Consider the following 22,578-nt stretch of genomic DNA (forward strand, 5'->3'; position numbering starts at 1 on the left):
ATCCTCGTTGCGCCTCGTGCTTCAGAGTTCGGTCTGCAGGCGGGCCAGCAAATCGGCGTGAACCGCGGGGTTCACTTCCTTGCGCAGGATCTGCTCGGCGCCCTTGACGGCGAGCGCGGCGACCTGCTCGCGCAGGGCCTCGCGGGCCTTGGCGGACTGTTGCTCGGCTTCGACGCGCGCGGCGGCGACGATCTTGTTGCCTTCTTCGGTGGCGCGGCCCTTGGCCTCTTCCACGATCGCCTGGGCACGACGCTCCGCATCGGCCAGCCGCTGGGCCGACTCGTTGCGGGCCTGGCTCAGCGCGGATTCGACTTTCTTGTCGGCCGCAGCCAGTTCGGTTTTGGCCTTGTCAGCCGCAGCCAGGCCGTCGGCGATCTTGACGGCGCGCTCGTCCAGCGCCTTCGCGATCGGCGGCCACACGAACTTCATCGTGAACCCGACCAGGATCAGGAACACGATCATCTGGACGATTAAGGTACCGGTAATGCTCACTTTTCACCCTCTCTTTGGGATGGATTCCGCAGCCATTCCGATGGGAACGACAACTTGGGTCCGACGAGAAGCCTGATTACTTCGGCAGGTTGGCGATTTGCGCCAGGAACGGGTTGGCAGTGGCGAACCACAGGGCCACACCGGTACCGATGATGAACGATGCGTCGATCAGACCGACCAGCAGGAACATCTTGGTTTGCAGTTCACCCATCAGCTCGGGTTGGCGTGCAGCCGATTCGAGGTACTTGCTGCCCATGATGCCAATGCCGACGCAAGCGCCGAACGCGCCGAGACCGATGATCAGGCCGGCGGCCAGTGCAACAAAGCTGATAACTTCCATGATGACTCCTAAGGGACTTTGGTTGACGAGAAAAAAGAAAACGGAAACGAAAACGAAAACTTGATCAGTGGTGATCGTGGGCCTGGCCGATGTACACCAGCGCCAGCATCATGAACACGAAGGCTTGCAACGTGATGATCAGGATGTGGAAGATCGACCAGACGGTGCCCGCGATGATGTGACCGATCGCCAGGCCGATGCCGGTGGCCGACAGCGTGAACGCGCCGCCCATCAGTGCGATCAGCAGGAAGATCAGCTCGCCAGCGTACATGTTGCCGAACAACCGCATGCCGTGCGAGACCGTCTTGGCAACGAACTCGATCATCTGCATCGCGAAATTGAAGGGGTACAGCGCCCAGTGGTTGCCGAACGGTGCGGTGAACAACTCATGAACCCAGCCGCCCAAGCCCTTGATCTTGATGTTGTAGTACAGGCAGATCAGCAGCACCGCGACCGACAGGCCCATCGTCACCGACAGGTCGGCCGTGGGCACGACGCGCAGATAGGCGTGATGCGGATCGCCGCCGGCCGCCGAGAAAACTTTTCCCCACAGGTACGGGAACAGATCGACCGGAAACAAGTCCATTGCATTGAGCAGGAAGATCCAGACGAAGATCGTCAGCGCAAGCGGCGCCACGAACTTGCGGCTTTCCTTGTTGTGGACGATGCCCTTGGCCTGCTGGTCGACCATTTCAACAAGCAACTCGACAAAGGCCTGGAAGCGGCCCGGCACGCCGGACGTGGCCTTGCGTGCAGCCAACCACAGGACCCAGCAACCGATCACGCCGAGCGCGATCGAGAAGAACATGGAATCGAAGCTGAAAACAGAAAAGTCGACAACCGCCTTGGGCTTGGCGTTTTGCAGGTGCGTCAGATGGTGAATGATGTATTCACCAGCGGTCTGACCATGTTCCGCAGCGTTTTCAGCAGCCATCTGTTACTCGTCTCTCAGTTACTTGCGCTTGGGGGCGAACATCAACGCCACCCAATACGCCTGCATTGCCACCGCCAAACCCACCAGCATCGCCGGCCAGCTCAGCGCCGTTATCAGCTTTGGCGCCGCCAGCAACATTGCCAGCGTCAAAGCCATCTTGACCATTTCCCACACAAAGAACCCGACCATCGCGGTGGCCGGATTCAGGGAAGACAAACGACCCGTCAGGCCGCGTGCGAAGACAGCAGCGGGAACCACCACCGACAACGCGCCATAACCGGCCGACCAACCCAGATTTTGCCTCCCCGTCAGACCCCAGGCGGCCAAAGCCACCAGCAGGCCCGCAAGGGCCTGACCCGAGATCACCCGCCAAGGGGAGATCGAAGGACTTCTTTCGCGCAACTGGCGCGCCTCATCGGCGGTCAGCGGCTTGAAATCTGCGTCGGAGTCTTCTTCACGCTCCGCGTCCCGGGCTATTTTTCTCATTTGGAATGGCGCCCGAGTGACGAAGCAGAATTTCTACAAAGCCATTGATTATAAGTAAAAACCCATGGCCTCCCGCCGTTTCGCGGCGCATGGGGTGGAATGAGTGCGCTTGACGGCAGCCGCCCATAATTCCCCGCATGCATCCTCTCGCCACCGCCCTTCCCGAATCGCTCTGCTACCTCGACGGTGCATTCACGCCTCTCGGTCAGGCCAAGGTCAGTGTACTGGACCGCGGTTTCATCTTCGGTGACGGCATCTACGAAGTGGTGCCTGCGTACGACGGCCATCTCTTCTGTTTCGACGAGCACATCGCACGGCTCGGCCGCTCGCTGGCCGAGTTGCAGATCACGAACCCGCACACGGCCGCGCAATGGCGCGCGATCGCCCAACAGCTGGTGGATCAGGCGGCGGCGCCATCGGTGGCCGTGTATTTCCAGGTGACGCGCGGCGTTGCGCCGCGCGACCACGCGATGACGCAAGGCATCACGCCCACGGTGTTCGCGATGGTCAATCCGCTGAAGCCCGTGCCCGATGCGGTTCGCGCCAAGGGCGTGGCCTGTGTCACTGCCGAAGACTTCCGCTGGCAGAAGGCCCACATCAAGAGCACCAGCTTGCTCGGCGCCGTGCTGGCGCGGCAGATCAGCGTGGAAGCCGGCGCGACGGAAACCATCATGTTCCGCGACGACGCGCTGAGCGAAGCCTCCTCGAGCAATGTGTGGATCGTCAAGGGCGGCCGCCTCGCAGGCCCGGTGCCCGACCAGCTCGTGCTCAAGGGCATCCGCTATGACCTGCTCCAGCGGCTGTGCCGCGAAGCGGGCATTCCGTACGAGCTGCGCCGCGTCACCCGCGAGGAAGTGTTCGGTGCCGACGAGCTCATGCTGTCGTCTGCCAGCAAGGAAGTGCTGCCGGTAACGACGCTGGACGGCCTGCCCATTGGAACCGGGCGGCCCGGCCCTATCTATGACGCCTTGTACGCCGCCTACCAGCAGGCCAAGCGACAGAACGGAGTTTCTTCATGAGCGACAACAACGACCACATCGCGACGCGCCAGGAGTCGCTGATCGAATACCCCTCGCTGTTCCCGATCAAGGTGGCGGGCGCCAACGTCGACGGCTTCGTGCACGCCATGACCGAGATTGCCGAACGGTTCGATCCGGCCTTCGATGCGAGCACGGTTCAACTGCGCAACAGCAAGGCGGGCAACTACCTCAGCGTGACCCTGACAGTGACCGCCACCAGCCGCGAGCAGCTGGACGATATCTATCGCGCGCTGACCAGCCACCCGATGACCAAATGGGTGATCTGACGACGGTCGTCGCACCCCTGCCGATCGAGCTTCTCGGCCGCGTCGACTACGAGCCGACCTGGGCCGCGATGCGCCGGATCACGCTGGAGCGCCCGCCGGAAGGGCGCGACATGCTATGGATCTGCGAGCATCCGCCGGTCTACACCCAGGGCCTTGCAGGCAAGGCCGACCATCTGCTGAACCCGGGCGACATCCCCGTGATTCAGACCGACCGCGGCGGCCAGGTCACCTACCACGGGCCCGGCCAAGTGGTGGCCTATCCGCTGATCGACCTCAAGCGGGCCGGCTATTACGTCAAGGAATACGTCTACCGCCTCGAGGAATCGGTGATCCGCACGCTCGCATATTTCGGCGTGACCGGCCATCGCGTAGGCGGCGCGCCGGGCATCTATGTGCGGCTCGACGACCCGTTTTCACATGCGGCGCTGACCGGCCCGATGCATCCCGCCGACCCGTTTCGCGGCCTCGGCAAGATCGCTGCGCTCGGCATCAAGGTCAGCCGCCATTGCACCTACCACGGCGTCTCGCTCAACGTGGCGATGGATCTTGAGCCCTTCTCGCGCATCAACCCTTGCGGCTATGCGGGACTGAAAACGGTCGACCTTTCTACAATCGGGGTCCAAACCACCTGGGACGAAGCTGCCCGGGTACTGGGCCAGAAGCTGGTCACGTACCTGGCACCCTGATCACGCCATGAGCACATCCGAAGTCGTCCGCGACGCCCAAAGCCAAGACACCTACAACCCGCTCGCCAAGCAGAAGGCCGCGGCCAAGCTGTCGCGCATCCCGGTCAAGGTGATCCAGGGCGAGGCGCTGAAAAAGCCGGAATGGATTCGCGTCAAGGCCGGCTCGCCGACCACCCGCTTCTACGAGATCAAGCAGATCCTGCGCGAGAGCAACCTGCACACGGTGTGCGAGGAAGCTTCGTGCCCGAACATCGGCGAGTGCTTCGGCAAGGGCACGGCCACCTTCATGATCATGGGCGACAAGTGCACGCGCCGCTGCCCGTTCTGCGACGTGGGCCATGGCCGGCCCGACCCGCTCGATGTCGACGAGCCACTCAATCTCGCGAAGACGATCGCCAAGCTCAAGCTCAAGTACGTGGTGATCACCAGCGTGGATCGCGACGACCTGCGCGATGGCGGCAGCCAGCATTTCGTCGACTGCATCCAGAACATCCGGGCGCTCTCGCCTCAAACGCAGATCGAGATCCTTGTGCCCGACTTCCGCGGCCGGGACGACCGCGCGCTCGAAATCCTGAAGGCCGCGCCGCCGGACGTGATGAACCACAACCTGGAAACCGCACCGCGCCTCTACAAGGAAGCGCGCCCCGGCAGCGACTACCAGTTCAGCCTGAACCTGCTGAAGAAGTTCAAGGCGCTGCACCCCGGCGTGCCCACCAAGAGCGGCATCATGGTCGGGCTGGGCGAGACGGACGAAGAAATTCTGCAGGTCATGCGCGACATGCGTGCGCACGACATCGACATGCTGACCATCGGCCAGTACCTGTCACCGAGCAACAGCCACCTGCCGGTGCGCCGCTATGTGCACCCCGACACCTTCAAGATGTTCGAGGAAGAGGCCTACAAGATGGGTTTCAGCCACGCCGCGGTGGGCGCGATGGTGCGTTCGAGCTACCACGCCGACGAGCAGGCACACGCCGCCGGCGTGTGAGGCTCAGGCGGAGGGCGACTGGCGGGCCGGACGGCGGCGGGTCGGCGGGCCGGAACGCTTGTCGTCTGCGCGAACAGCGGGTTTGTTGGATTGGGTCATCATGGCTCCTCGTACTTGACGCCAGCCCGAAGGCTTGCGGCACCTTCCAACGCGGCCGCCAGACATTGCGTTGACACTCTTTTTCATTCGCCCATGACCGACTCGGACACTTTCCAGGATGCGATGGCCCGGGATTTCGGCTTGATCGCCGACTTGATCCGGATCCATGCACAGCAGCGCCCCCACAGCCCTGCATTGCAAGATGGGAAGTCCGCGCTCACTTATTCCGAACTCGATGCGCTGATGGATCGCGTCGCGGTGGCACTCCAGCGCGATGGTCTCCGTGCTGGCGACGCAGTTGCCATTTGCGCAACGCCGTCGGTGCCCTACGCCGCCGTATTCCTGGGCGCTCTGCGCGCCGGTGTCGCGGTTGCGCCGCTGGCGCCCGGGTCGACGCCGGCCAGTCTGGTTCGCATGATGGAAGATGCCGACGCCCGATGGCTCTTCACCGATGCCTCGGCCGCCGAGGTGGTCGGATCCGCCCGCCCCGGTGGCATTCCGCGCATCGCGCTCGACGGCTCCCAGGCCGGGCGTGCCCTCGACGACTGGCTCGCGCCGGCGGGATCGCGCCCCGATCCGGTCGAATTGCAGCCGGCCTCGCCCTTCAACATCATCTATTCCTCCGGCACCACGGGCGAGCCCAAGGGCATCGTGCAGGGCCACGGCATGCGCTGGTCGCATGTGAAGCGCGGTGCCGGCTATGGCTACGGGCCCGACACGGTCACGCTGCTGTCGACGCCGCTCTACTCCAACACCACGCTGGTGGTGTTCTTCCCGACCATCGCGTTCGGCGGTTGCGTGATCCTGATGCCGAAGTTCGATGCGGCCGGCTACCTGGCACTGGCGCAACGGCATCGCGTCACGCACACCATGCTGGTGCCCGTGCAGTACCAGCGCCTGATGGCGCACGCGGCGTTCGAAGCGCACGACCTGTCGTCCTTCCGCTTCAAGTTCAGCACCAGCGCACCGTTCAACGCCGCGCTCAAGGCCGACGTGCTGGCGCGCTGGCCCGGCGGACTGATCGAGTTCTACGGCATGACCGAAGGCGGCGGCACCTGCATCCTCGAAGCCCACCTGCACCCGACCAAGCTGCATACCGTGGGCCGGCCGGCCGAAGGCAGCGACATCCGCCTGATCGACGAGGCCGGCCAGGAAGTGGCGGCCGGCGAAGACGGCGAAGTGGTCGGCAGTTCGGCCGGCATGATGGTCGGCTACCACCGCCAGCCTGAAAAGACGCGCGAAGCCGAATGGTTCTCGCCCGAAGGCAAGCGCTTCATCCGCACCGGCGATATCGGCCGCTTCGACGACGAGGGCTTCCTGACGCTGTTCGACCGCAAGAAGGACATGGTGATCAGCGGCGGCTTCAACATCTACCCGAGCGATCTCGAAGCCGTGCTGCGCGCCCATGCGGCGGTGGCCGACGTGGCCGTGGTCGGCGTGCCGTCCGAGCAATGGGGCGAGACGCCGGTCGCCTTCGTGGTGCGCCGGGCCGGCGACACCACCGACGCCGACACGTTGCTGCAATGGGCCAACGCCCAGCTCGGCAAGACCCAGCGGCTCGCTGCGCTGCGGCTGATCGACGATCTGCCGCGCAGTGCGATCGGCAAGGTGCTCAAGCGCGAACTGCGCGATCTGCATGCCCGCGGCTGAGGCGGTAGCGACAGCCCCGCCGAACGAGGGCGGCGGCAATGGCCTGCTCTGGGTGCTGCTGGCCGTTGCGATCGGCTTTGCCGTGGTTCACCCGCGCGCGCCGCTCGACTACCTCCATCTGGTCGACTGGCAGACCATCGGCGCCCTGGCCGGGCTGCTGGCCATCACCCAGGGCGTCGAGCAGAGCGGCATGCTGCAGGCCACCGCGCAGCGCCTGCTGGCACGCATGACCACGCTGCGCAGCCTTGCGCTGCTGCTGACCGCCGGTGCCGCGCTGTTGTCGGCGCTGGTCACCAATGACGTGAGCCTGTTCCTGCTGGTGCCGCTGACGCGCGTACTCGCCACCCAGGCGCACCTGCCGCTGGCCAGGCTCGTGGTGCTGGAAGCGCTGGCCGTCAATGCCGGCTCGGCCCTCACGCCGATCGGCAACCCGCAGAACCTGTATCTCTGGCACCGCTCGGGCGAAAGCTTTGCCGGCTTCGTCGGGATGATGGCGCCGACCGTGGCGGTGATGCTGTTCTGGCTGTTCGTCGCGGTGTGGTTCCTGGTGCCGCGCACGCCTATTTCGCTCAAGCCCGCGGTCGACGCCCAGCCGGTGCAGCCCCGGCTGCTGTGGCTGGCCGGCGCGCTGTTCGTCGCCTTCGTGGTGGCGCTCGACCGCCACTGGCTGCTGGCCGGGCTGGGCCTGGTGTTCGGTGTTTTCCTGCTGTTCCGCCCGCGCGTGCTGCGTGGCGTCGACTGGGCACTGCTTCTCATCATCGCGCTGATGTTCGTCGACCTGCGCCAGCTGGCCGACCTGCCGGTGATCGCAGAGCGGCTTGCACGGTGGCCGATCGCAGAAGGCTGGCGCGCCTATCTGGCCGCGATCGCGGCGTCGCAGGTCATCAGCAACGTGCCGGCCGCGATCCTGCTCGACCGCACCGTGCACGACCTACCCGCGCTGGCGGCCGGCGTGAGCGTCGGCGGCTTCGGCTGCGTGCTGGGCTCGCTGGCCAACCTGATCGCGCTGCGGCTCGCGAAGCTGCCGAACGGCCTGGCCGAGTTTCATCGCATCAGCATTCCGTTTCTGATCGTCTGCGCCGCCTCGGCCCTGTTGCTGCGCATCGGGTGACAGCGCTGCCGGGCGCACTGACAATCGATGTCGCACCATGTCGTCGACCGCCACGCCCGCCCCCGCACCGCACGGCCTCTCGCTGCGCCGCTATGGCGCGTCGCGCGGCAGCCATGCGCACGATCACTTCCAGATCCTCGTCGGCCTCGAAGGACAACTCGATCTGGAAGTGGAAGGCCGCGGCCGGCGCATCGCGGCCGGCGACGGCTGGGTGGTCGAGCCTGGCGACCGGCACGACTTCGAAGCGCGCGACGGCGCCCGGTGCCTCGTGCTCGACACGCGCGAAATGCCGTGGGCCCGCGCGGCAGGACGCTCCCCGCTGGCGCCGCAGGCGCTGTCGCTCGCACGCTATCTCGCGCTGTGCCTGAGCCAGCCCGACGCCCCGGCGCTCGCGCTGCAGCACGGGCCGGCCCTGCTGCTTGAAGCCTGGGGCCCGCTGCCCGCCAGCGCCAGCCGGCGCCGACCGATCGACTGGGCCGCACTGAGCCTCTGGGCGCAGGCGCGCTGGCAGCGACCGCTGAGCGTGGCCGACCTGGCCGCCGTGGTCTGCCTGAGCCCGAGCCAGTTCGCCCAGCGCTGCCGCGACGAACTGGGCGTCGCGGCGATGCAGTGGCTGCGTCAGCAGCGGCTGGCACATGCGCGCCAGTTGCGCGGCCATGGCCTCGGCGTCGCCGAGGTGGCGCGACGCACCGGCTACCGCTCGCCATCGGCGCTCACCGCAGCGATGCGGCGCGCCGGATAGGCGCTGCTTACCAGCGCACCTTCACGCCGAGGCTGGCGTTGACCGAGCTCTTGACGCGCGCATTGCCGCCCGAAGCCCAGAGCTTGCCGAGTTCGCCGTAGAGGCTGGTCGTGGGCGACAGCACCAGCGTTGCGCCGGCTGCCAGCTCGCTGCTGGTGCCACCGGTGCGCGTCAGGATGTCGGTATAGGCCGCCGGTCCGATGAAGCGCGTGACATCGTTGCCCTTGCTGCTGCTGTAGACGTTGAAGCGGCCGTAGGGCTGCAGCATGCCGATGCCGGTGGCGATCTCGCCCTTCACGCGCACGCCGGCCCGCACCAGCCAGCCGCTGTCGGCGTCCTGCTGCACCTGCGCACCGAAGATCGAGGCATCGTCCAGACTCAGGCGCTGATGCACGAGCTGCAATTGCGGCTCGATCGTCCAGTTCGGCGCCAGCGGGAACGACTGGCCGACCTCGATCGAGGCCAGCAGGCTGTCGCCCTTGCCGCTGGTGCTGAGGGCCAGGCTCGGCTGCACGGTGTAACGGTGGCGCCCGGCTTGCAGCACCGCGTCGGCATAGAAGCCCCCCGCGTTCTTGTAGCTGGCGTAAGCGCCGAGGTACTGGCTGCGCAGGTCGTTCGAACCGACCGCGAGGTTCTGGATGCCGCGTGCGAAACCGCTGACCTTCATGTCGCCGTCGAGCTGGCCGACGTATACGCCGGCGCGCCATCCGGCATTGGCCCAGAGGTCGGTGCCAGCCTGCAGGCCGGTCAGGCGACCATCGCTTTCGGGGCTGACGGTGCCGGTCTGGCGGATGTTGCGATCGGTGCTGATCACGCGCGCCCAGGCCTGCCGATCGCCCGCGTCGTCACCCGTGCGCTGGTGCATGTTGCCGAGCATGGCGAGGTTGCCCTGGCGCAATTGCTCGGGCAATGCGGCAAAGAGCGGCACTTCGGCGCGGTAGGTGGGAACCGTGCCGACCGGTACCCCGGGCGTCGCGGGGTTCGTCGGGGTGGTCGGAGTAGTCGGAGTGGTGGGCGTGGTGGGCGTCGGAACAACGCTCGTGGTGGAACTCAGGTACCCACCGCTGCTGGTCGTGTTCAGGCGGTACTCGTAGGCGCCCGCATCCACATGACCGCCGGCCAGGCTGAAGGCGTTGGCGCCGATGCTGCCGCCATTGGCCGTGCTGATGACCTCGATGCCGTTGCCGGTGGTTTGCGCGCCGAGCCCTCCGATGTTGACGACCTGCACAGTGGTGCTGCCGCTGGCCACGGCGGTGGCGCCGCTCAGCACCAGACGGTCCGTGGCGCTGGCGCTGTTGCCCAGCGACGTGCCGATCCGCAGGGTGCCGTTGTTGCCGACGTAGGGGCCCGTCACTGTCAGCGTGGTGCCCGGCGTGGTGCCCAGCAGGTTGACGGTACCGCCGTTGTTCAGCGCGGCAAAGGTCTGATTGAAGCCAGCCAGATCGAGCGTGGCGCCGGCGGCCACGGTGTGGGCGCTGGCCGCAGCGAAGGTGTTGGCCGCGCCGGCCTGCAGCGTGCCGGCTGCCACGGTGGTGGCACCGGTGTAGCCGTTGACGCCGCTCAGCACCAGCACGCCGGTGCCGTCCTTGCGCAGGCTGCCCGCGCCCGTGATGCCACTGCTCAGCGAGAGCGTGGTGCCGGCGTCGGTTTGCAGCGTGCCACCGGCCGCGCCCAGAATCACCTGGCGGGCGGTCGCGATGCTGGCGGTGGTCTGCAGCGCGCCGCCGTCCAGCGTCAGCGCGCCGCCGATGGCGCCCAGATTTGCATCGCTGGCGATCGCCAGGGTGCCGGCCTGCACCGTCCACGGCGTGACAGCCGCGTTGCTGCCGCTCAGCGTCCAGGTTCCGGTCCCGGTCTTGCGGTAGGCGTCGAAGCCCTGGTACAGGCTGCCGATGCCGGCCACGTCGAAAGCACCATTGGTGGTGCCACCCAGTGCCAGCGCGTTGCCGGTTCCGCTGGCCACGGAATTGCCGGTGAAGGCGTAGCCGGTTTGCAGCTCCAGCGTGTTGTTGTTGCCCAGGAAGGTCACGGCGTTGCCGCGCGTGACGCCGTCGCCGCCGAGTCCGCCCGAGATGCTGCCCGCGTTGATGACCGTGTTGGCATTGCCCACGACGCCGACGCCCACGGCGGCGCTGCCCACTGCACCGGTTGGTCCGGTGGTGTTGGTGCCCCCTGCCCCACCATTGCCACCCGTCAGCGTCCCGGCATTGAAGATCTGCGTGCCACCGGCATTGATATTGATCGCATTGCCGCCGTTGCCACCGCCACCCGACGCGCCGCCGCCCTGCGTGGCATCGCCCGCGCCGCCCGCACCGCCATTGCCGCCGACGATGGCAGCCCCGGCTTCGTTGCGCAGTTGGCCGCCGAGCATGGTCACGCCGTTGCCGCCACCGCCACCGCCGCCACCGCTCGGGCCGGTGCCACCGGCGCCGATGCCATTGCCGCCGTTGCCGCCGTTGCCACCCTGGATCAGGCTCGCGGCGTTGTTGACGATTAGGCTGGTGGTGGCCGCCGGCGCGAAGTAGACGCCCGTGCCGCCCCCGCCGCCGCCGGCGCCCTGTGAATTGGCATTTCCGCCTACGCCGCCCGTCCCGGCGGTGATGGTGCCGTTGTTGGCAAACGAAGTGACCGACGGGTCGAGCACCACGCCGTAGCCGCCGCCGCCGCCGCCGCCGGCGGCGAAGAACCCGGCACCACCGGCGCCGCCGTTGCCACCCGTCAGGAGACCGCCGTTGACCGTGACCACTCCACTCGCACCGGCAGCACCGGCGCCGCCGCCGCCGCCGAAGCCTCCCACCGTCTGGCTTCCGCCCGGCGACCCGTCCGGCGTACCGGGGATGCCGGCTGCGCCCCCGGCACCGGCAGGCCCGACGACCGGAACACCCGGAAATGCAGCCGAGCCCGCAGTCGCACCCGCGGGCGTCGCGGAGCCGCCATCGCCGCCGAAGGAGCCGAAATTGGTGTCGTTGACAGCGCCTGCACCACCTGCGCTGTCGCTGCCGCCCGCGCCGCCGTGGATGATCGTTTGGGTGGGCTGACCGCCCGCGCCGCCGCCGCCGGCCGTGGCCGCGCCGGCCAGCAGGCAAAGCATCGCGGCGGTCGCCACGGCCCGAAAGCCACCCGCATTCGGGGCGGATTCGGCCCTGGACGGACGCTCAACGGCCGGGCTGCTGCTGCGCACACGCCCTCGCGCAATTTCGGACACAGCCTGCCAGCTGTTGAGAGCCTGATTGAACACAACGCGGTAGATACGATTCATGGGAAGCTGCCTCGGGGCTTGGTGACAGGGAGCTGCTGTTTTCGCTGGAACGATGTACCCAAGGGGCACCCGAGCCAGCAAACAAAAGTAGCATTTTTGAGTTGGCGAGTGTAACTTTGTTATTACAGGCCAGTTGGCCGTTCTCCCCCGATAACGTGTCAGATTTCACGCCGTCCGTTGAAACGCGACGACACGCCGGCGTTGCGCGACGACGACGATCCGTAAGCTGAGGGCATGCCATCGGCGTCTTCTGCCTCCCGTTTCTACGCCCTGGGCGCGATCGCGCTCTGGGCCTCGCTGGCCTCGCTCGGCACTGCGCTCGCCCATTTGCCGCCCTTTCTGCTGACCGGCCTGGCGCTCACCATCGGCAGCGTGCTGAGCCTGCCCAGCGTGCTGCGCGACCGCGCCGCATGGCAAGTGCCGGCAACCACGTTGGCGCTCGGCATCTACGGCCTGTTCGGCTTTCACTTCCTGCTGTTCATCGCGCTGCGGCATGCGCCGCCGGTCGAGGCCAACCTGGTCAACTACCTCTGGCCGCTGCTGATGGTGGTGCTTGCGCCCGTGCTGCTGCGCGGCGTTTCATTGCGCGCGCTGCATCTGGTGGCGGCGTTGCTGGGCTTCGTCGGCGCAGCCATCGCGATCCTCGGCGCTCGCAGCGGTGCCACCTCTGCAAGCGGCGAGACCTGGGGCTTCGGGCTGGCGGCCGGGTCGGCCTTCATCTGGGCCAGCTACTCGTTGTGGACGCAGCGCGTGCCGGCGTTTCCCACAGCGGCGATCGGCCTGTTCGGACTGGTTTCGGGCTTGCTCTCGCTGGCGTGCCATGCATTGCTCGAACCTGCGGCAGCGCTCTCGGCGCGCGACTGGCTGCTGGTCGTGCTGTGTGGACTCGGCCCGCTCGGCGCCGCGTTTTACCTGTGGGACATGGCGCTGAAGCGAGGCGATGCGCGGCAGATCGGCATCCTGAGCTACCTCACGCCGCTCGCGTCGACCGCGCTGTTGCTGGTGGTGACGGGACGGCCGCTGAGCTGGACGATTGCGCTTGCGGCGCTGCTGATCATCTCGGCGGCCGTGATGGGAACGCGCGCGCGCTGACGAAACCCGGCCAGTCGGCCACGGCGCGCCGCACGCGTGGCGACTGCCGTTCCAGCAAAGGCTCAGGCATGCCGCTCGACCAGGCGAACGATGGTGTTCCAGGCGCGCGTGGTCGCCGGCATCTGGAACACGTTCTCGGCAAAGGCATTCGGGCTGCCCGGCGATTTGCCCAGCTGGAGCGCGCACGAGAGCAGTTCCGTCCCGGTGTACTGCACGACCGCGACGTCGCCGCGGCGGTTGGCGGCAGGGCGCTCGCCGATGGCCGCGAAGTTCTCCGGCAGAAACGTGACGTAGCAGCCGTAGACGACCGACGGATCGATGTACGCAAACGGTTCAAGCGCCACCAGTCCGGCCAGGTACTCGACCTCGCGGAGGAAGGCCGGCTCCTGCAGTCCGCAAGCCGACGCCAGGTTCCGGCGCGCGGTCGAGAGCACCCGCGATGCTGTTTGGCGGTTCTTCGCGCTGAAGACCAGCGAGCCATTCGTCAGGAAGGAGCGCGGTTCTTCTGCCCCGGCGGCGGCGAATGCTTCTTCGAACTGGATGCGCGTCGGCGCGGGCGGCCGTCCGAGATTCAGGTTCCGGAAGAAGGCCGCGAACTTCAATGCCGGGCTCCTGGCAGGCCTAACGCTGGACGCAGGCGGATCCGTTCGAGGAAGGCGCTGGCCCTCTTCACGCAGGACGCTTGGCCAGCAGTGCCCACACACCGGCGGCCGAGAGGAGCGCGCCGCCAGAAAGATTGAAGCGCCGCTGCGCCCGCGGAGATGCCAGGAGTCTGCGCGCCGAAGCTGCGAACACGGCATAGAGGCTCGCATTGATCGTGGCCATGACGACGAACGTGACGGCAAGAACCCAGAGCTGACGCGTGACGCTGGCACTCGGGTTGATGAACTGGGGCAGGAACGCCACGAAGAACACGATGCCCTTCGGATTGAGCGCCGTCACGAGGTAGGTGTTTGCGAACAATCTCCAGCGAGACTTCGGCGCGGCCGGTGCGGCCAATTCGGCGGACGACACGCCTGCACGCAGGAGCTTCACGCCAAGGTAGAGCAGATACAGGCCGCCTGCCCACTTGACCACCGTGAACCAGAAGGCAGACGTTGCCAGCAGCGCACCCAGGCCGAGCAGCGAGACGACCAATGCGGTGGAGTCGCCAAGTGCGACGGCGGCGACAAGCGGGACGTTGGCGCGACGGCCATGGGCCATGGAGTAGCTGATCACCGTGAGGATCGTCGGCCCGGGAATGATGAGAAGAACCGCGGATGCGGCGACGAAGGCGAACCAGAGTTCCATGGGCATGGAAGGTGCTCTCCAGATGGAAGGGGTTAGGCGTCATCCGCGATCCTCCTCCAAGCGGCCTTTCCTGGGCAAGCTCATGCCAATACCGCGTTGGCATGTGGCGCCGCTCAGCTCTCCGCCACCTGTAGCACCAGCTTGCCGAAGTTCTCCCCCGCGAACAGCTTGTTGAGCGATTCGGGGAAGGTGTCAATGCCCTTGACGGTGTCTTCCTTGCTCTTCATGCGGCCGTCTTTCAGGTAGCCCGAGAGTTCGGCAATGGCGATGGGGAAGCGATCGGCATAGTCGAACACCACGATGCCTTCCATGCGCGCGCGGTTCACCAGCAGGCTCAGGTAGTTGCGCGGGCCGGCGCCGGGCATGCTGTTGGCGTTGTTGTACTGGCTGATCGCGCCACAGATGATGATGCGGGCCTTGCGCGCGAGCCTGGCCAGCACCTGGTCGAGGATTTCGCCGCCGACGTTGTCGAAGTAGATGTCGACGCCCTTGGGGCAATGTTCCTTCAGGCCCGCGCGCACGGCGCCTTCGCCGGCCTTGTAATCGATGCAGGCGTCGAAGCCCAGTTCCTTCACCACCCAGTCGCACTTGGCCGCGCCGCCCGCGATGCCGACCACGCGGCAGCCCTTGATCTTCGCGAGCTGGCCGACCGTCTGGCCGACCGCGCCGGCCGCGCCCGAGACGACGACCGTTTCGCCCGGCTTGGGCTGGCCCACATCCATCAAGCCGAAGTAGCCGGTCATGCCCGGCATGCCGAGCACGTTGAGCCATTGGCCGATGGTGCCGACGCGCAGGTCGATCTTCACCAAGCCGTTGCGCTTGATCTCCTCCTGCGGAATGAGCATGTACTCCTGCACGTTGAGCGTGCCGTAGACCGTGTCGCCTACCGCGAACGCCGGGTTCTTCGACGCGACCACGCGGCCCACGCCGCCGGCGCGCATCACCTCGTCGATAGCCACCGGCGGGATATAGCTCTTGGCGTCGTTGAGCCAGCCGCGCATCGCGGGGTCGAGCGACAGCGACAGCGTCTTGACCAGCACACCGCCCTCGGCCGGCTCGCCCACGGGCTCGGTGGTGAAGCGCCAGTGCTCGCGCGTGGCGGCGGCCTCGGGGCGCTTGGCGAGTCGAACCTGGTGGTTGGTGAGCGTGGCAGTCATGGCGTTGTTTCCTTGGGATATGTCTTGAGGAGTCGGCTGTGGAGCCGGATGCTATCTCCGGTCTAGGTCGCCTGACGTAGCGCGCGCGACAGCGGCTTTGTGCAGAATGAACCCATGTCCGAACTGACACCTCCCCGAATCCAGACCCTCGGCGAAGAGATCGCCAACGCGGTGAGCCATGGGCTGGGCCTGCTGCTTGCGGTCGCAGCCCTTCCGATCCTGGTCTTCAACGCCGCGCAGCAGGGCCAGGCCGCCAACGTCGTCGGCGCCTCGCTGTTCGCAGGCACAGCCATCGTGCTGTACCTGATCTCGACGCTGTACCACGCGCTGCCAGCCGGCCGCGCCAAGCTGCTGCTGAACCGGCTCGACCATGCCGCCATCTACCTCTTCATTGCGGGCAGCTACATGCCGTTCCTGCTCGGCGTGCTGCGCGGGCCCTGGGGCTGGGCGCTGCTGAGCGCGGTGACTGCGGCCGCGGTGGTGGGTGTCGGCGCCAAGCTGCTCAACCGCCTGCAGCATCCGCTCTGGTCGACCGGGCTCTATGTCGCGATGGGCTGGATGGCGCTGGTGGCTGCCGTGCCGCTGGTCGAGCGCATGTCGCCGGCCGGGCTAGGCTGGCTGGTGGCCGGCGGGCTGTCCTATACCGCGGGCGCAGTGGTGTTCCTGCTCGACTCGAAGCTGCGCTACGCGCACTTCGTCTGGCACCTGTTCGTGCTGGGGGGCAGCACCTGCCACTTTTTCGCGGCACTCTGGCACGCGCACGGCTGATCGATCAGATCAGCAGCGCCGAAATGGCCAGACCGGGCTGCGCGTTGCGCACCTCGAGCCTGCCGCCATGCGCCTCGGCCACCAGCCGACACAAGTACATCCCGAGGCCGACGCCGCCGGTCGCGCGCTGGCGCGCGCTGTCGGTGCGGTAGAACGGTTCGGTCAGGTGCTCGAGCTGCGCCTCGTCGACGCCGGGGCCGAAATCGCGCACTTCGAGCAGCACGCCCTTGCCCTCGGTGCGCAGCGAAATACGCGGCGGCTGCGGTGCACCGGCGCTGTAGCGCAACGCGTTGTCGAGCAGGTTGCGCACCAGCAGGCGCACACGGGTGCGGTCGAGCGGGCGCACCGGCAGCGCCTCGGGCAGATCCAGCTGCACCTGCGGGCCCTCGGCCTGCTCGGCCACCACCTCGCGCACCAGCGCCGTCAGGTCGACCGGCTCGCGCTGCAGCGCCGCGTGCGGACTGGCGAGGCGCTCGCTTTCCAGCAGGTCGCTGATGAGGTCGCGCATCTCGTTCAGATCCCGCAACAGGGCAGCGCGCTCGGCGGCGCCCTCGGGCGTGTCGGGCAGCAGCTCGGCATTGAGCCGTGCGCGTGTGAGCGGCGAGCGCAGCTCGTGGCTCAGCGCGAGCAGCAGTGCGCGCTTGGCATCGAGCATGCCTTCGAGGTCGTGCGCCATGGTGTTGATGCGGTGCGCGAGGTCGCCGAGCTCGTCGCGCCGGCGCAGCGGAATGGCCTGCGCAAAGTCGCCGCGGCCGAAGCGGTCGGCGCCTTTGCGAATGTCGTCCAGTGGCTTGAGCAACTTGTGCACGAGCGCGTAGGCCAGCAGGATCAGCCCGAGCGCAAGCACCGCGGTGATCCAGTCGGCATTGCTGGGCTGGTGCTGCCACATGCGCGGACTCCAGCCGAAAGTGATGCGGTGACCGTCGGCCGTCGGCCGGACGAACCAGGGATCGTCCGGCGCGCCGCGTTCGCGCCAACGGTCGGAGAACCAGCCGCGGCGGTCGCTGCGGCCGGGATGCGAATCCCAGTTCACCTTCGGGCCTTCGATGTGCAGGGCGATCGGCAGCCGGTCGACCAACGCCTGCGCGCGCGCCACATCGGGCGGACTGCCGAGTTCGACCACGACGCGATCCATGTAGTCGACCAGCAGCGGGCGTGCGACCTCGCGCCAGCCGGTGCTCGACAGGGCCGACTTCATGCCGCCGACGAACACGGCCATCAGCGCCACCGCGAGCACGACGAACAGCGTGACCAGCCGCAGCCGCAGCGAATGGCGCCAGCGCCGCTGGCCGCGCTGGCTGGCCTGGCCCGCAGCAGCCAGCGCCCGGTCGGCCGAAGCCAGCACGCGGCCGCGACGCCTCATGCCCGCTCGCTTCTGGCCACCGCGAGCGTGTAGCCCGCGTTGCGCAGTGTCTTGATGCAGTCGAGCGGCTCCAGCTTCTTGCGCAGACGGCTCACCACGATGTCGACCGCACGCGTGTACAGGTCGGCCTCGTGGCCGCGCAGGCGATTCAGGATGTCGTCGCGGCTGAACACCCGGCCTGGCTCGGCAGCCAGCAGCGCGAGCAGTTCGAATTCGGTGCCGGTGAGTTCGACGCGCTCGCCCTGGCGCAGCACTTCGCGCCGGTCGAGGTCGATGGCCAGGCCGTCGAACGCAAGGCGCTGCGTCGTCGCCGCCGTCGCGGCGGGCGCGGCGGCGAGCTGCGCCCGCTGGCGCCGCAGGATGGTCTGCACGCGCGCCACCAGCTCGCGCGGCTCGAAGGGCTTGGGCAGGTAGTCGTCGGCCCCGATCTCGAGGCCGACCACGCGGTCCATCACATCGCCGCGCGCCGTGAGCATCACGATCGGGATCTCGCTCTCCTTGCGGATCTCGCGGCACAGCGCAAAACCGTCCATCTCGGGCAGCATCACGTCGAGGATCGCAGCGTCGTAGTGGCCTGCCCGCAGCTTGGCCAGCCCTTCGCTCGGCCGCGTCGCGCTTTCCAGCGTGCAGTCGAAGCGCGCGAAGTAAGTGGCGAGCGGCGGCGCCAGGTGTTCGTCGTCGTCGATCAGAAGGATGCGAGGCATGGCCGGATTGTGACTGCGGGACCCCTTTAAAAGGATCACCACGCGTCGCGCGGGCCGAGTTGCCCGAGGTGGGTGGCACCGAAGCTGCTGCCGTACTTGAGACCGTAGCCCAGCAGGCGATCGAAGCCGATGTGGGCCAGCCAGACCAGCCCCAGCGCAAGCGCCACCGGTTGCGCGGCCAGCGCGCCGAGCGCGATCAGCGCGGCCGGCCCGAAGTAGGAATGCGCGGCGTTGTAGAGCATGGCCCCGGTGCGCGCGCCGGCAAGGTAGCCCAGCAGCGAGACATCGGGCACGAGGAACAGCAGCGCGAATGCGCCCCAGCCGGCGCCGACCTGGCCGTACGCGACCAGCGCGCCGACCAGCAGCACCGCGCCTTCGAGGCGCAGCAGATTGCGCACGCCGCCGCGCACCGCGCCGGGCAGCACCGGAACCACGGTGCTGACGCCCGGCACTCGCTCGGCGCGGCGCCAGCCACGCCCGCCGCTGACGCCCGCGGCTTCAGCCACGATGGCCCCAACGGCGGCCACGGGCCATGAACTCGCGCACCTTCTGCTGCTGCGACGGGTTCAGGTTGTCGAAGAAGTCGGCCGCTGCCGCGATGATTTCGGGGCTGCCGGCGCGCACCGCTGCCGTCTTTTCGTCGACCAGTTTGGCGGCGCCAGCCTGGTCGAGTTTGTTGCCGGCGAACAGCGACGTGAACTGCGAGCGCGCGCCGCCGGCGCCGCCCGCGTCACGCATCGCCGTGCGCTGCGCCTGCAGCTTTTCGGCGAGCACGGCGAGCTTCTGCTTCTGCGTGGCGTCGAGGTCGAGCTTGCTGCCGACGCGCTCGACCACCTTGGCACGGAATTCGGCCGAGTCGCCGCTGCCCCAGCCATGGCGCTGGCCCGCACAGCCGGCAATGCTGCCGACCACGAGCGCGCCGCCGAGGAGGCCGAAAAGGGAACGTTTGATCCAGTGCTTCATGAGATGTCCTTGAGATGGAATGGAGGGGAAGGCGGCGCGTCAGAGCTTGCTGGTGCGCACGTCGACCGGGTTCTGCATGGTCGAAATGACCTTGCTGTTGACGCGCGAGCTCGAGCTCACGTTTTGGTCCGGCGCGGCGCTCGCGCGCACGGCCTCGGCCTGAACCGCGGCGCGATCCTGCGAAACGGCCACGGTTTCCGGGCCGCGCGAACCGCGTGTCACGTTTTGGTCGGGTGCCGAAGCAGCGCGCAGGGCTTCGGCATGCACGGCGTCGCGGCTCATGGCGGAAACGGGCGCCTGCACGCCTGCATAGGTCTCGGCCTGGACGGCAGAGGTGCCCAGCAGGGCCAGCGCGGAAACGGCGAGGAAGGTGGAGCGGATGTTCATGATCGAGGCCTTTCAGGGAGTGCTTGTTGAAGGAGCCTCGATGGTGCGAGCAGCGTCGCGCCGCGTCTTTTCAGCGCGGTCTCGTAATGTTTCGTTTGATGTCAACGCCGTTGCTCAACGGCGCCTGCGCCCGCAAAACGGCGCTGCAGGCCGATCGGGCCCGGAACCTCAGCGCGCCAGCAGCACCGCCGGGTCGTCGGCCTCGAGCACCTGTTGCGCCCACGGCACCAGCTTGTTGGTGTCGGCGCGCAGTACCTCCTGCTTGACCGTGAGGATCTGCGAGGGGTGCATCGAGAAGCTGCGCAGGCCCATGCCGAGCAGCAGTCGCGTGAACTGGGGGTCGCCCGCCATTTCGCCGCAGACGCTGACGCCCTTGCCCTGGCGACGGCATTCCGCAATGGTGTCGGCCACCAGGCGCAGCACGGCCGGATGCGCCGGGTCGTAGAGATGCGCCACCGCTTCGTCGGCCCGGTCGATTGCCAGCGTGTACTGGATCAGGTCGTTGGTGCCGATCGAGAGAAAGTCGAAGTACTTCAGGAAGGTCTTGAGCGTGAGCGCCGCGGCCGGGATCTCGATCATGGCGCCAAGCTTCACGTGGCCGTACACCACGCCGCGGTTGTCGAGCTCGGCGCGGGCAAAGTCGATCAGCGACAGCGTCTGGCGGATCTCGCTGGCGTGCGCGAGCATCGGAATCAGCAGGTGGATCTCGCCGTGCGCCGCGGCGCGCAGGATGGCGCGCAGTTGCGTCAGGAACATGGCCGGGTCGGCCAGGCTCCAGCGGATCGCGCGCAGGCCGAGCGCCGGGTTCAGGTGCTCCTGCTTGCTGGCCGACTTGCCGTCGAGCGGCTTGTCGGCGCCGACGTCGATGGTACGGATGGTGACCGGCATGCCCTGCATGCCCTCGACCGCGCGCTTGTAGGCCTGGTACTGCTCTTCCTCGTCGGGCAGGCGCGAGAGGCGCTGCGACTCGCGGCCCATGAACAGGAACTCGCTGCGGAACAGGCCCACGCCCACGGCGCCGGCCTTGACCGCGTTGAGCGTGTCTTCCGGCATCTCGATGTTGGCCAGCAGGTCGACGCGCTCGCCATCGAGGGTGACGGCCGGCTTGTGGCGCAGGCGCGAGAGCCGGCCGCGTTCGAGGTCGCCCTGGCGCTGCTTGAAGCCGTACTCGGCCAGGATGATCGGCGACGGGTCGACGATCACCACGCCGGCATCGCCGTCGATGATGACCCAGTCGTCCTGGCGCACCAGCTGGCTCGCGCTGCGCGCGCCGACCACGGCCGGAATGTCCATGCTGCGCGCGACGATCGCGGTGTGCGAGGTGCGGCCGCCCACGTCGGTGACGAAGCCGGCGAACACGCTCTTCTTGAACTGCAGCATGTCGGCCGGCGACAGGTCGTGCGCAATCAGCACCAGCGGCACGTCGATGCCGTCGCTGACGGTCACGTCTTCGTCGTCCTCCGCCTCGGCCGCGCGCTTGCGGCGCGGCGGCTTCGGTGCCAGCACGGCGGCGGTGCCCTTCATGCGGTGCAGCAGGCGCTCGACCACCTGCTCGAGGTCGGCCTTGCGCTCGCGCAGGTACTCGTCCTCCATCTCGTCGAACTGGCGCGCGATGATTTCGAGCTGCGTGGTCAGCGCCCATTCGGCGTTGTAGAGGCGTTCGGTGATCCAGTGCTTGACGCCTTCGGACAGGGCCTCGTCCTGCAGCAGCATCTGGTGCACCTCGAGCAGCGCCGAGAGCTCGTGCGGCGCGTCTTTCGGGCCCATGAGGGCCACGCTGGCCTGCAGCTTGACGAGCTCTTCGGCCACCGCATTGCGCGCACTGCGCACGCGGCCGATCTCGGTGTCGATCTCTTCGGGCTTGATGAAGTAGTGGGCAACGTCGATGCGGCTCGACACCACCAGCACGGCGCGTCCGATCGCGATGCCACGGGCAACCGGAAGGCCGTGGACTGCGAAGGTCATGCCAGGCCGGCGCCGGGCCGCCCCAAGCCGGCCGCACCCCCTCGGGGGGCAGCGACGACACGAAGTGCGCAGCGTGGGGGCATGTTCATTCGCCTTCGCCGAACTTGTCGTTGATCAGGTCGACCACCGCGTCCATGGCTTCCTGTTCCTGGTCGCCGCTGATTTCGATGTCGATCGTGACGCCGATGCCGGCGGCCAGCATCATCACGCCCATGATGCTCTTGGCATTGACGCGGCGGTCGCCGCGCGCCAGGTACACGTCGCATGGAAAACTGCCAGCCAGCTTGGTGAGCTTGGCCGAAGCACGGGCATGCAGCCCGAGCTTATTGCTGATGGTCACGGAGTTCTTGATCACTGAGTTTTCTTCGGGCCTGGTTCTGGGGTGCCGCAACGGCAACCTGCATGACACCCGCAGTGCCACCGGTGACCGCGCGCTGCACGAGCGCCTCGAGCGGTTCGTGCCGGTAGGTCACGGCGCGCAGCAGCATCGGCAGGTTGACACCGGCCACGAGCCGCGAGCGGGCGCCGTCGACCAGCTTCTGCGCCACGTTGCAAGGCGTGGCACCGAACACATCGGCCAGCACCAGCACCTGGGAGCGCGGCGTGCGGTATTGCTGCTGCAGCGTGATGCGCGCCGCCGCCAGCGTCTCTTCGGGCGAGACATTGGGCAACACGTCGAGCGCCACGATGGAGTTCTCGCAATCGGGGAACACGTGCAGCGCGCACTGCCTCAGCGCCTGGGCCAGTGGCGAGTGGGCGATGATGAAAATGCTGTTCATGCGGTGTCGGAGGTCGG

Annotated in this window: 25 protein-coding genes; 9 read left to right on the forward strand and 16 right to left on the reverse strand. The window is 67.5% G+C overall.

Going from position 1 to position 22,578, the window contains the following annotated elements; genetic code table 11:
* Positions 1-21: 21 nt before the first annotated feature.
* The 4 genes from QTI05_RS07395 to QTI05_RS07410 all read right to left on the reverse strand — a co-directional run bounded on the left by QTI05_RS07395 (position 22) and on the right by QTI05_RS07410 (position 2,252).
* Positions 22-492: a F0F1 ATP synthase subunit B gene (locus QTI05_RS07395; RefSeq protein WP_286541046.1), complete on the reverse strand. Its 471-nt coding sequence runs from the start codon at positions 490-492 to the stop codon at positions 22-24.
* A 76-nt stretch (positions 493-568) separates the two neighbouring features.
* Positions 569-832: a F0F1 ATP synthase subunit C gene (gene atpE / locus QTI05_RS07400; RefSeq protein ID WP_435482248.1), complete on the reverse strand. Its 264-nt coding sequence runs from the start codon at positions 830-832 to the stop codon at positions 569-571.
* A gap of 64 nt (positions 833-896) precedes the next feature.
* Positions 897-1,766 (reverse strand): F0F1 ATP synthase subunit A, encoded by an 870-nt coding sequence (gene atpB, locus QTI05_RS07405; protein ID WP_286541045.1) that lies wholly within the window; start codon positions 1,764-1,766, stop codon positions 897-899.
* Positions 1,767-1,784: 18 nt separating this feature from the next.
* Positions 1,785-2,252 (reverse strand): ATP synthase subunit I, encoded by a 468-nt coding sequence (locus QTI05_RS07410; protein WP_286623686.1) that lies wholly within the window; start codon positions 2,250-2,252, stop codon positions 1,785-1,787.
* A 137-nt stretch (positions 2,253-2,389) separates the two neighbouring features.
* Between QTI05_RS07410 and QTI05_RS07415 the strand changes: the two genes are divergently transcribed.
* The 7 genes from QTI05_RS07415 to QTI05_RS07445 all read left to right on the forward strand — a co-directional run bounded on the left by QTI05_RS07415 (position 2,390) and on the right by QTI05_RS07445 (position 8,834).
* Positions 2,390-3,271, forward strand: a complete 882-nt coding sequence (locus tag QTI05_RS07415; protein ID WP_286623687.1) for a D-amino acid aminotransferase — start codon at positions 2,390-2,392, stop codon at positions 3,269-3,271.
* The gene (locus QTI05_RS07420) at positions 3,268-3,558 is read left to right on the forward strand and encodes a YbeD family protein (protein WP_286541042.1); all 291 of its coding nucleotides are present in this window, start codon (positions 3,268-3,270) and stop codon (positions 3,556-3,558) included. The genes QTI05_RS07415 and QTI05_RS07420 overlap by 4 nt, the downstream gene beginning before the upstream one ends.
* Positions 3,546-4,244 (forward strand): lipoyl(octanoyl) transferase LipB, encoded by a 699-nt coding sequence (gene lipB, locus QTI05_RS07425; RefSeq protein ID WP_286541041.1) that lies wholly within the window; start codon positions 3,546-3,548, stop codon positions 4,242-4,244. Before QTI05_RS07420 ends, lipB begins: the two co-directional genes overlap by 13 nt.
* Positions 4,245-4,251: 7 nt before the next feature.
* On the forward strand, positions 4,252-5,232 hold the full coding sequence (lipA, locus tag QTI05_RS07430; RefSeq protein ID WP_286623689.1) for a lipoyl synthase: 981 nt from the start codon (positions 4,252-4,254) through the stop codon (positions 5,230-5,232).
* Between the two features lie 222 nt (positions 5,233-5,454).
* Positions 5,455-6,981 carry a class I adenylate-forming enzyme family protein gene (locus QTI05_RS07435; RefSeq protein WP_286624634.1) on the forward strand — a complete coding sequence of 509 codons (1,527 nt, stop codon included), beginning with the start codon at positions 5,455-5,457 and terminating at the stop codon, positions 6,979-6,981.
* Positions 6,968-8,092 (forward strand): SLC13 family permease, encoded by a 1,125-nt coding sequence (locus QTI05_RS07440; RefSeq protein ID WP_286623691.1) that lies wholly within the window; start codon positions 6,968-6,970, stop codon positions 8,090-8,092. Before QTI05_RS07435 ends, QTI05_RS07440 begins: the two co-directional genes overlap by 14 nt.
* A 37-nt stretch (positions 8,093-8,129) precedes the next feature.
* Complete coding sequence (locus tag QTI05_RS07445) at positions 8,130-8,834, forward strand: AraC family transcriptional regulator (RefSeq protein WP_286541038.1); 705 nt, start codon at positions 8,130-8,132, stop codon at positions 8,832-8,834.
* A gap of 7 nt (positions 8,835-8,841) precedes the next feature.
* Here the strand turns inward: QTI05_RS07445 and QTI05_RS07450 are convergent, their stop codons facing one another.
* Positions 8,842-12,093: an autotransporter outer membrane beta-barrel domain-containing protein gene (locus QTI05_RS07450; protein WP_286623693.1), complete on the reverse strand. Its 3,252-nt coding sequence runs from the start codon at positions 12,091-12,093 to the stop codon at positions 8,842-8,844.
* 234 nt (positions 12,094-12,327) lie between these two features.
* Here QTI05_RS07450 and QTI05_RS07455 point away from each other — a divergent pair, with 234 nt between their 5' ends.
* Complete coding sequence (locus tag QTI05_RS07455; RefSeq protein ID WP_286623694.1) at positions 12,328-13,185, forward strand: DMT family transporter; 858 nt, start codon at positions 12,328-12,330, stop codon at positions 13,183-13,185.
* Between the two features lie 62 nt (positions 13,186-13,247).
* On the opposite strand, the gene QTI05_RS07460 is transcribed toward QTI05_RS07455, so the two are convergent.
* From QTI05_RS07460 to QTI05_RS07470, 3 genes are all read right to left on the reverse strand, one after another.
* Positions 13,248-13,787, reverse strand: a complete 540-nt coding sequence (locus QTI05_RS07460; RefSeq protein ID WP_286623696.1) for a DUF1697 domain-containing protein — start codon at positions 13,785-13,787, stop codon at positions 13,248-13,250.
* A gap of 67 nt (positions 13,788-13,854) precedes the next feature.
* Entirely contained in the window at positions 13,855-14,481 is a 627-nt protein-coding gene (locus QTI05_RS07465) for a LysE family translocator (RefSeq protein ID WP_286623698.1), read from the reverse strand.
* Between the two features lie 107 nt (positions 14,482-14,588).
* On the reverse strand, positions 14,589-15,632 hold the full coding sequence (locus QTI05_RS07470; RefSeq protein ID WP_286623700.1) for an NADP-dependent oxidoreductase: 1,044 nt from the start codon (positions 15,630-15,632) through the stop codon (positions 14,589-14,591).
* Between the two features lie 114 nt (positions 15,633-15,746).
* Here QTI05_RS07470 and trhA point away from each other — a divergent pair, with 114 nt between their 5' ends.
* Positions 15,747-16,400, forward strand: coding sequence for a PAQR family membrane homeostasis protein TrhA (trhA, locus tag QTI05_RS07475; protein ID WP_286541029.1), 654 nt, complete (start codon positions 15,747-15,749; stop codon positions 16,398-16,400).
* A gap of 4 nt (positions 16,401-16,404) precedes the next feature.
* Here the strand turns inward: trhA and QTI05_RS07480 are convergent, their stop codons facing one another.
* The 8 genes from QTI05_RS07480 to QTI05_RS07515 form a co-directional block, all read right to left on the reverse strand.
* Complete coding sequence (locus QTI05_RS07480; protein WP_286623702.1) at positions 16,405-17,763, reverse strand: sensor histidine kinase; 1,359 nt, start codon at positions 17,761-17,763, stop codon at positions 16,405-16,407.
* On the reverse strand, positions 17,760-18,467 hold the full coding sequence (locus tag QTI05_RS07485; RefSeq protein ID WP_286541027.1) for a response regulator transcription factor: 708 nt from the start codon (positions 18,465-18,467) through the stop codon (positions 17,760-17,762). Before QTI05_RS07485 ends, QTI05_RS07480 begins: the two co-directional genes overlap by 4 nt.
* A gap of 35 nt (positions 18,468-18,502) precedes the next feature.
* Complete coding sequence (locus tag QTI05_RS07490; RefSeq protein WP_286541026.1) at positions 18,503-18,973, reverse strand: DUF4260 domain-containing protein; 471 nt, start codon at positions 18,971-18,973, stop codon at positions 18,503-18,505.
* On the reverse strand, positions 18,966-19,430 hold the full coding sequence (locus QTI05_RS07495) for a Spy/CpxP family protein refolding chaperone (protein WP_286541024.1): 465 nt from the start codon (positions 19,428-19,430) through the stop codon (positions 18,966-18,968). Before QTI05_RS07495 ends, QTI05_RS07490 begins: the two co-directional genes overlap by 8 nt.
* A gap of 39 nt (positions 19,431-19,469) precedes the next feature.
* Complete coding sequence (locus QTI05_RS07500) at positions 19,470-19,817, reverse strand: DUF4148 domain-containing protein (RefSeq protein WP_286541023.1); 348 nt, start codon at positions 19,815-19,817, stop codon at positions 19,470-19,472.
* 168 nt (positions 19,818-19,985) lie between these two features.
* Complete coding sequence (gene ptsP / locus QTI05_RS07505) at positions 19,986-21,782, reverse strand: phosphoenolpyruvate--protein phosphotransferase (RefSeq protein WP_286541020.1); 1,797 nt, start codon at positions 21,780-21,782, stop codon at positions 19,986-19,988.
* Between the two features lie 85 nt (positions 21,783-21,867).
* Positions 21,868-22,137, reverse strand: coding sequence for an HPr family phosphocarrier protein (locus QTI05_RS07510; protein WP_286541018.1), 270 nt, complete (start codon positions 22,135-22,137; stop codon positions 21,868-21,870).
* Positions 22,106-22,561, reverse strand: coding sequence for a PTS sugar transporter subunit IIA (locus tag QTI05_RS07515; RefSeq protein WP_286541017.1), 456 nt, complete (start codon positions 22,559-22,561; stop codon positions 22,106-22,108). Before QTI05_RS07515 ends, QTI05_RS07510 begins: the two co-directional genes overlap by 32 nt.
* Positions 22,562-22,578 lie beyond the last annotated feature (17 nt).

It is taken from the genome of Variovorax fucosicus (assembly GCF_030316825.1).
GTDB classification, from domain to species: Bacteria; Pseudomonadota; Gammaproteobacteria; order Burkholderiales; family Burkholderiaceae_C; genus Variovorax; species Variovorax fucosicus.

Bases quoted from the DNA above. Each gene is read 5' to 3' on its own strand.
- atpE (WP_435482248.1), bottom strand. From the start codon at position 832: ATGGAAGTTATCAGCTTTGTTGCACTGGCCGCCGGCCTGATCATCGGT.
- atpB (WP_286541045.1), bottom strand. From the start codon at position 1,766: ATGGCTGCTGAAAACGCTGCGGAACATGGTCAGACCGCTGGTGAATAC.
- QTI05_RS07410 (WP_286623686.1), bottom strand. From the start codon at position 2,252: ATGAGAAAAATAGCCCGGGACGCGGAGCGTGAAGAAGACTCCGACGCA.
- QTI05_RS07415 (WP_286623687.1), top strand. From the start codon at position 2,390: ATGCATCCTCTCGCCACCGCCCTTCCCGAATCGCTCTGCTACCTCGAC.
- QTI05_RS07420 (WP_286541042.1), top strand. From the start codon at position 3,268: ATGAGCGACAACAACGACCACATCGCGACGCGCCAGGAGTCGCTGATC.
- lipB (WP_286541041.1), top strand. From the start codon at position 3,546: ATGGGTGATCTGACGACGGTCGTCGCACCCCTGCCGATCGAGCTTCTC.
- lipA (WP_286623689.1), top strand. From the start codon at position 4,252: ATGAGCACATCCGAAGTCGTCCGCGACGCCCAAAGCCAAGACACCTAC.
- QTI05_RS07435 (WP_286624634.1), top strand. From the start codon at position 5,455: ATGGCCCGGGATTTCGGCTTGATCGCCGACTTGATCCGGATCCATGCA.
- QTI05_RS07440 (WP_286623691.1), top strand. From the start codon at position 6,968: ATGCCCGCGGCTGAGGCGGTAGCGACAGCCCCGCCGAACGAGGGCGGC.
- QTI05_RS07445 (WP_286541038.1), top strand. From the start codon at position 8,130: ATGTCGTCGACCGCCACGCCCGCCCCCGCACCGCACGGCCTCTCGCTG.
- QTI05_RS07450 (WP_286623693.1), bottom strand. From the start codon at position 12,093: ATGAATCGTATCTACCGCGTTGTGTTCAATCAGGCTCTCAACAGCTGG.
- QTI05_RS07455 (WP_286623694.1), top strand. From the start codon at position 12,328: ATGCCATCGGCGTCTTCTGCCTCCCGTTTCTACGCCCTGGGCGCGATC.
- QTI05_RS07465 (WP_286623698.1), bottom strand. From the start codon at position 14,481: ATGCCCATGGAACTCTGGTTCGCCTTCGTCGCCGCATCCGCGGTTCTT.
- QTI05_RS07470 (WP_286623700.1), bottom strand. From the start codon at position 15,632: ATGACTGCCACGCTCACCAACCACCAGGTTCGACTCGCCAAGCGCCCC.
- trhA (WP_286541029.1), top strand. From the start codon at position 15,747: ATGTCCGAACTGACACCTCCCCGAATCCAGACCCTCGGCGAAGAGATC.
- QTI05_RS07480 (WP_286623702.1), bottom strand. From the start codon at position 17,763: ATGAGGCGTCGCGGCCGCGTGCTGGCTTCGGCCGACCGGGCGCTGGCT.
- QTI05_RS07485 (WP_286541027.1), bottom strand. From the start codon at position 18,467: ATGCCTCGCATCCTTCTGATCGACGACGACGAACACCTGGCGCCGCCG.
- QTI05_RS07495 (WP_286541024.1), bottom strand. From the start codon at position 19,430: ATGAAGCACTGGATCAAACGTTCCCTTTTCGGCCTCCTCGGCGGCGCG.
- QTI05_RS07500 (WP_286541023.1), bottom strand. From the start codon at position 19,817: ATGAACATCCGCTCCACCTTCCTCGCCGTTTCCGCGCTGGCCCTGCTG.
- ptsP (WP_286541020.1), bottom strand. From the start codon at position 21,782: ATGACCTTCGCAGTCCACGGCCTTCCGGTTGCCCGTGGCATCGCGATC.
- QTI05_RS07515 (WP_286541017.1), bottom strand. From the start codon at position 22,561: ATGAACAGCATTTTCATCATCGCCCACTCGCCACTGGCCCAGGCGCTG.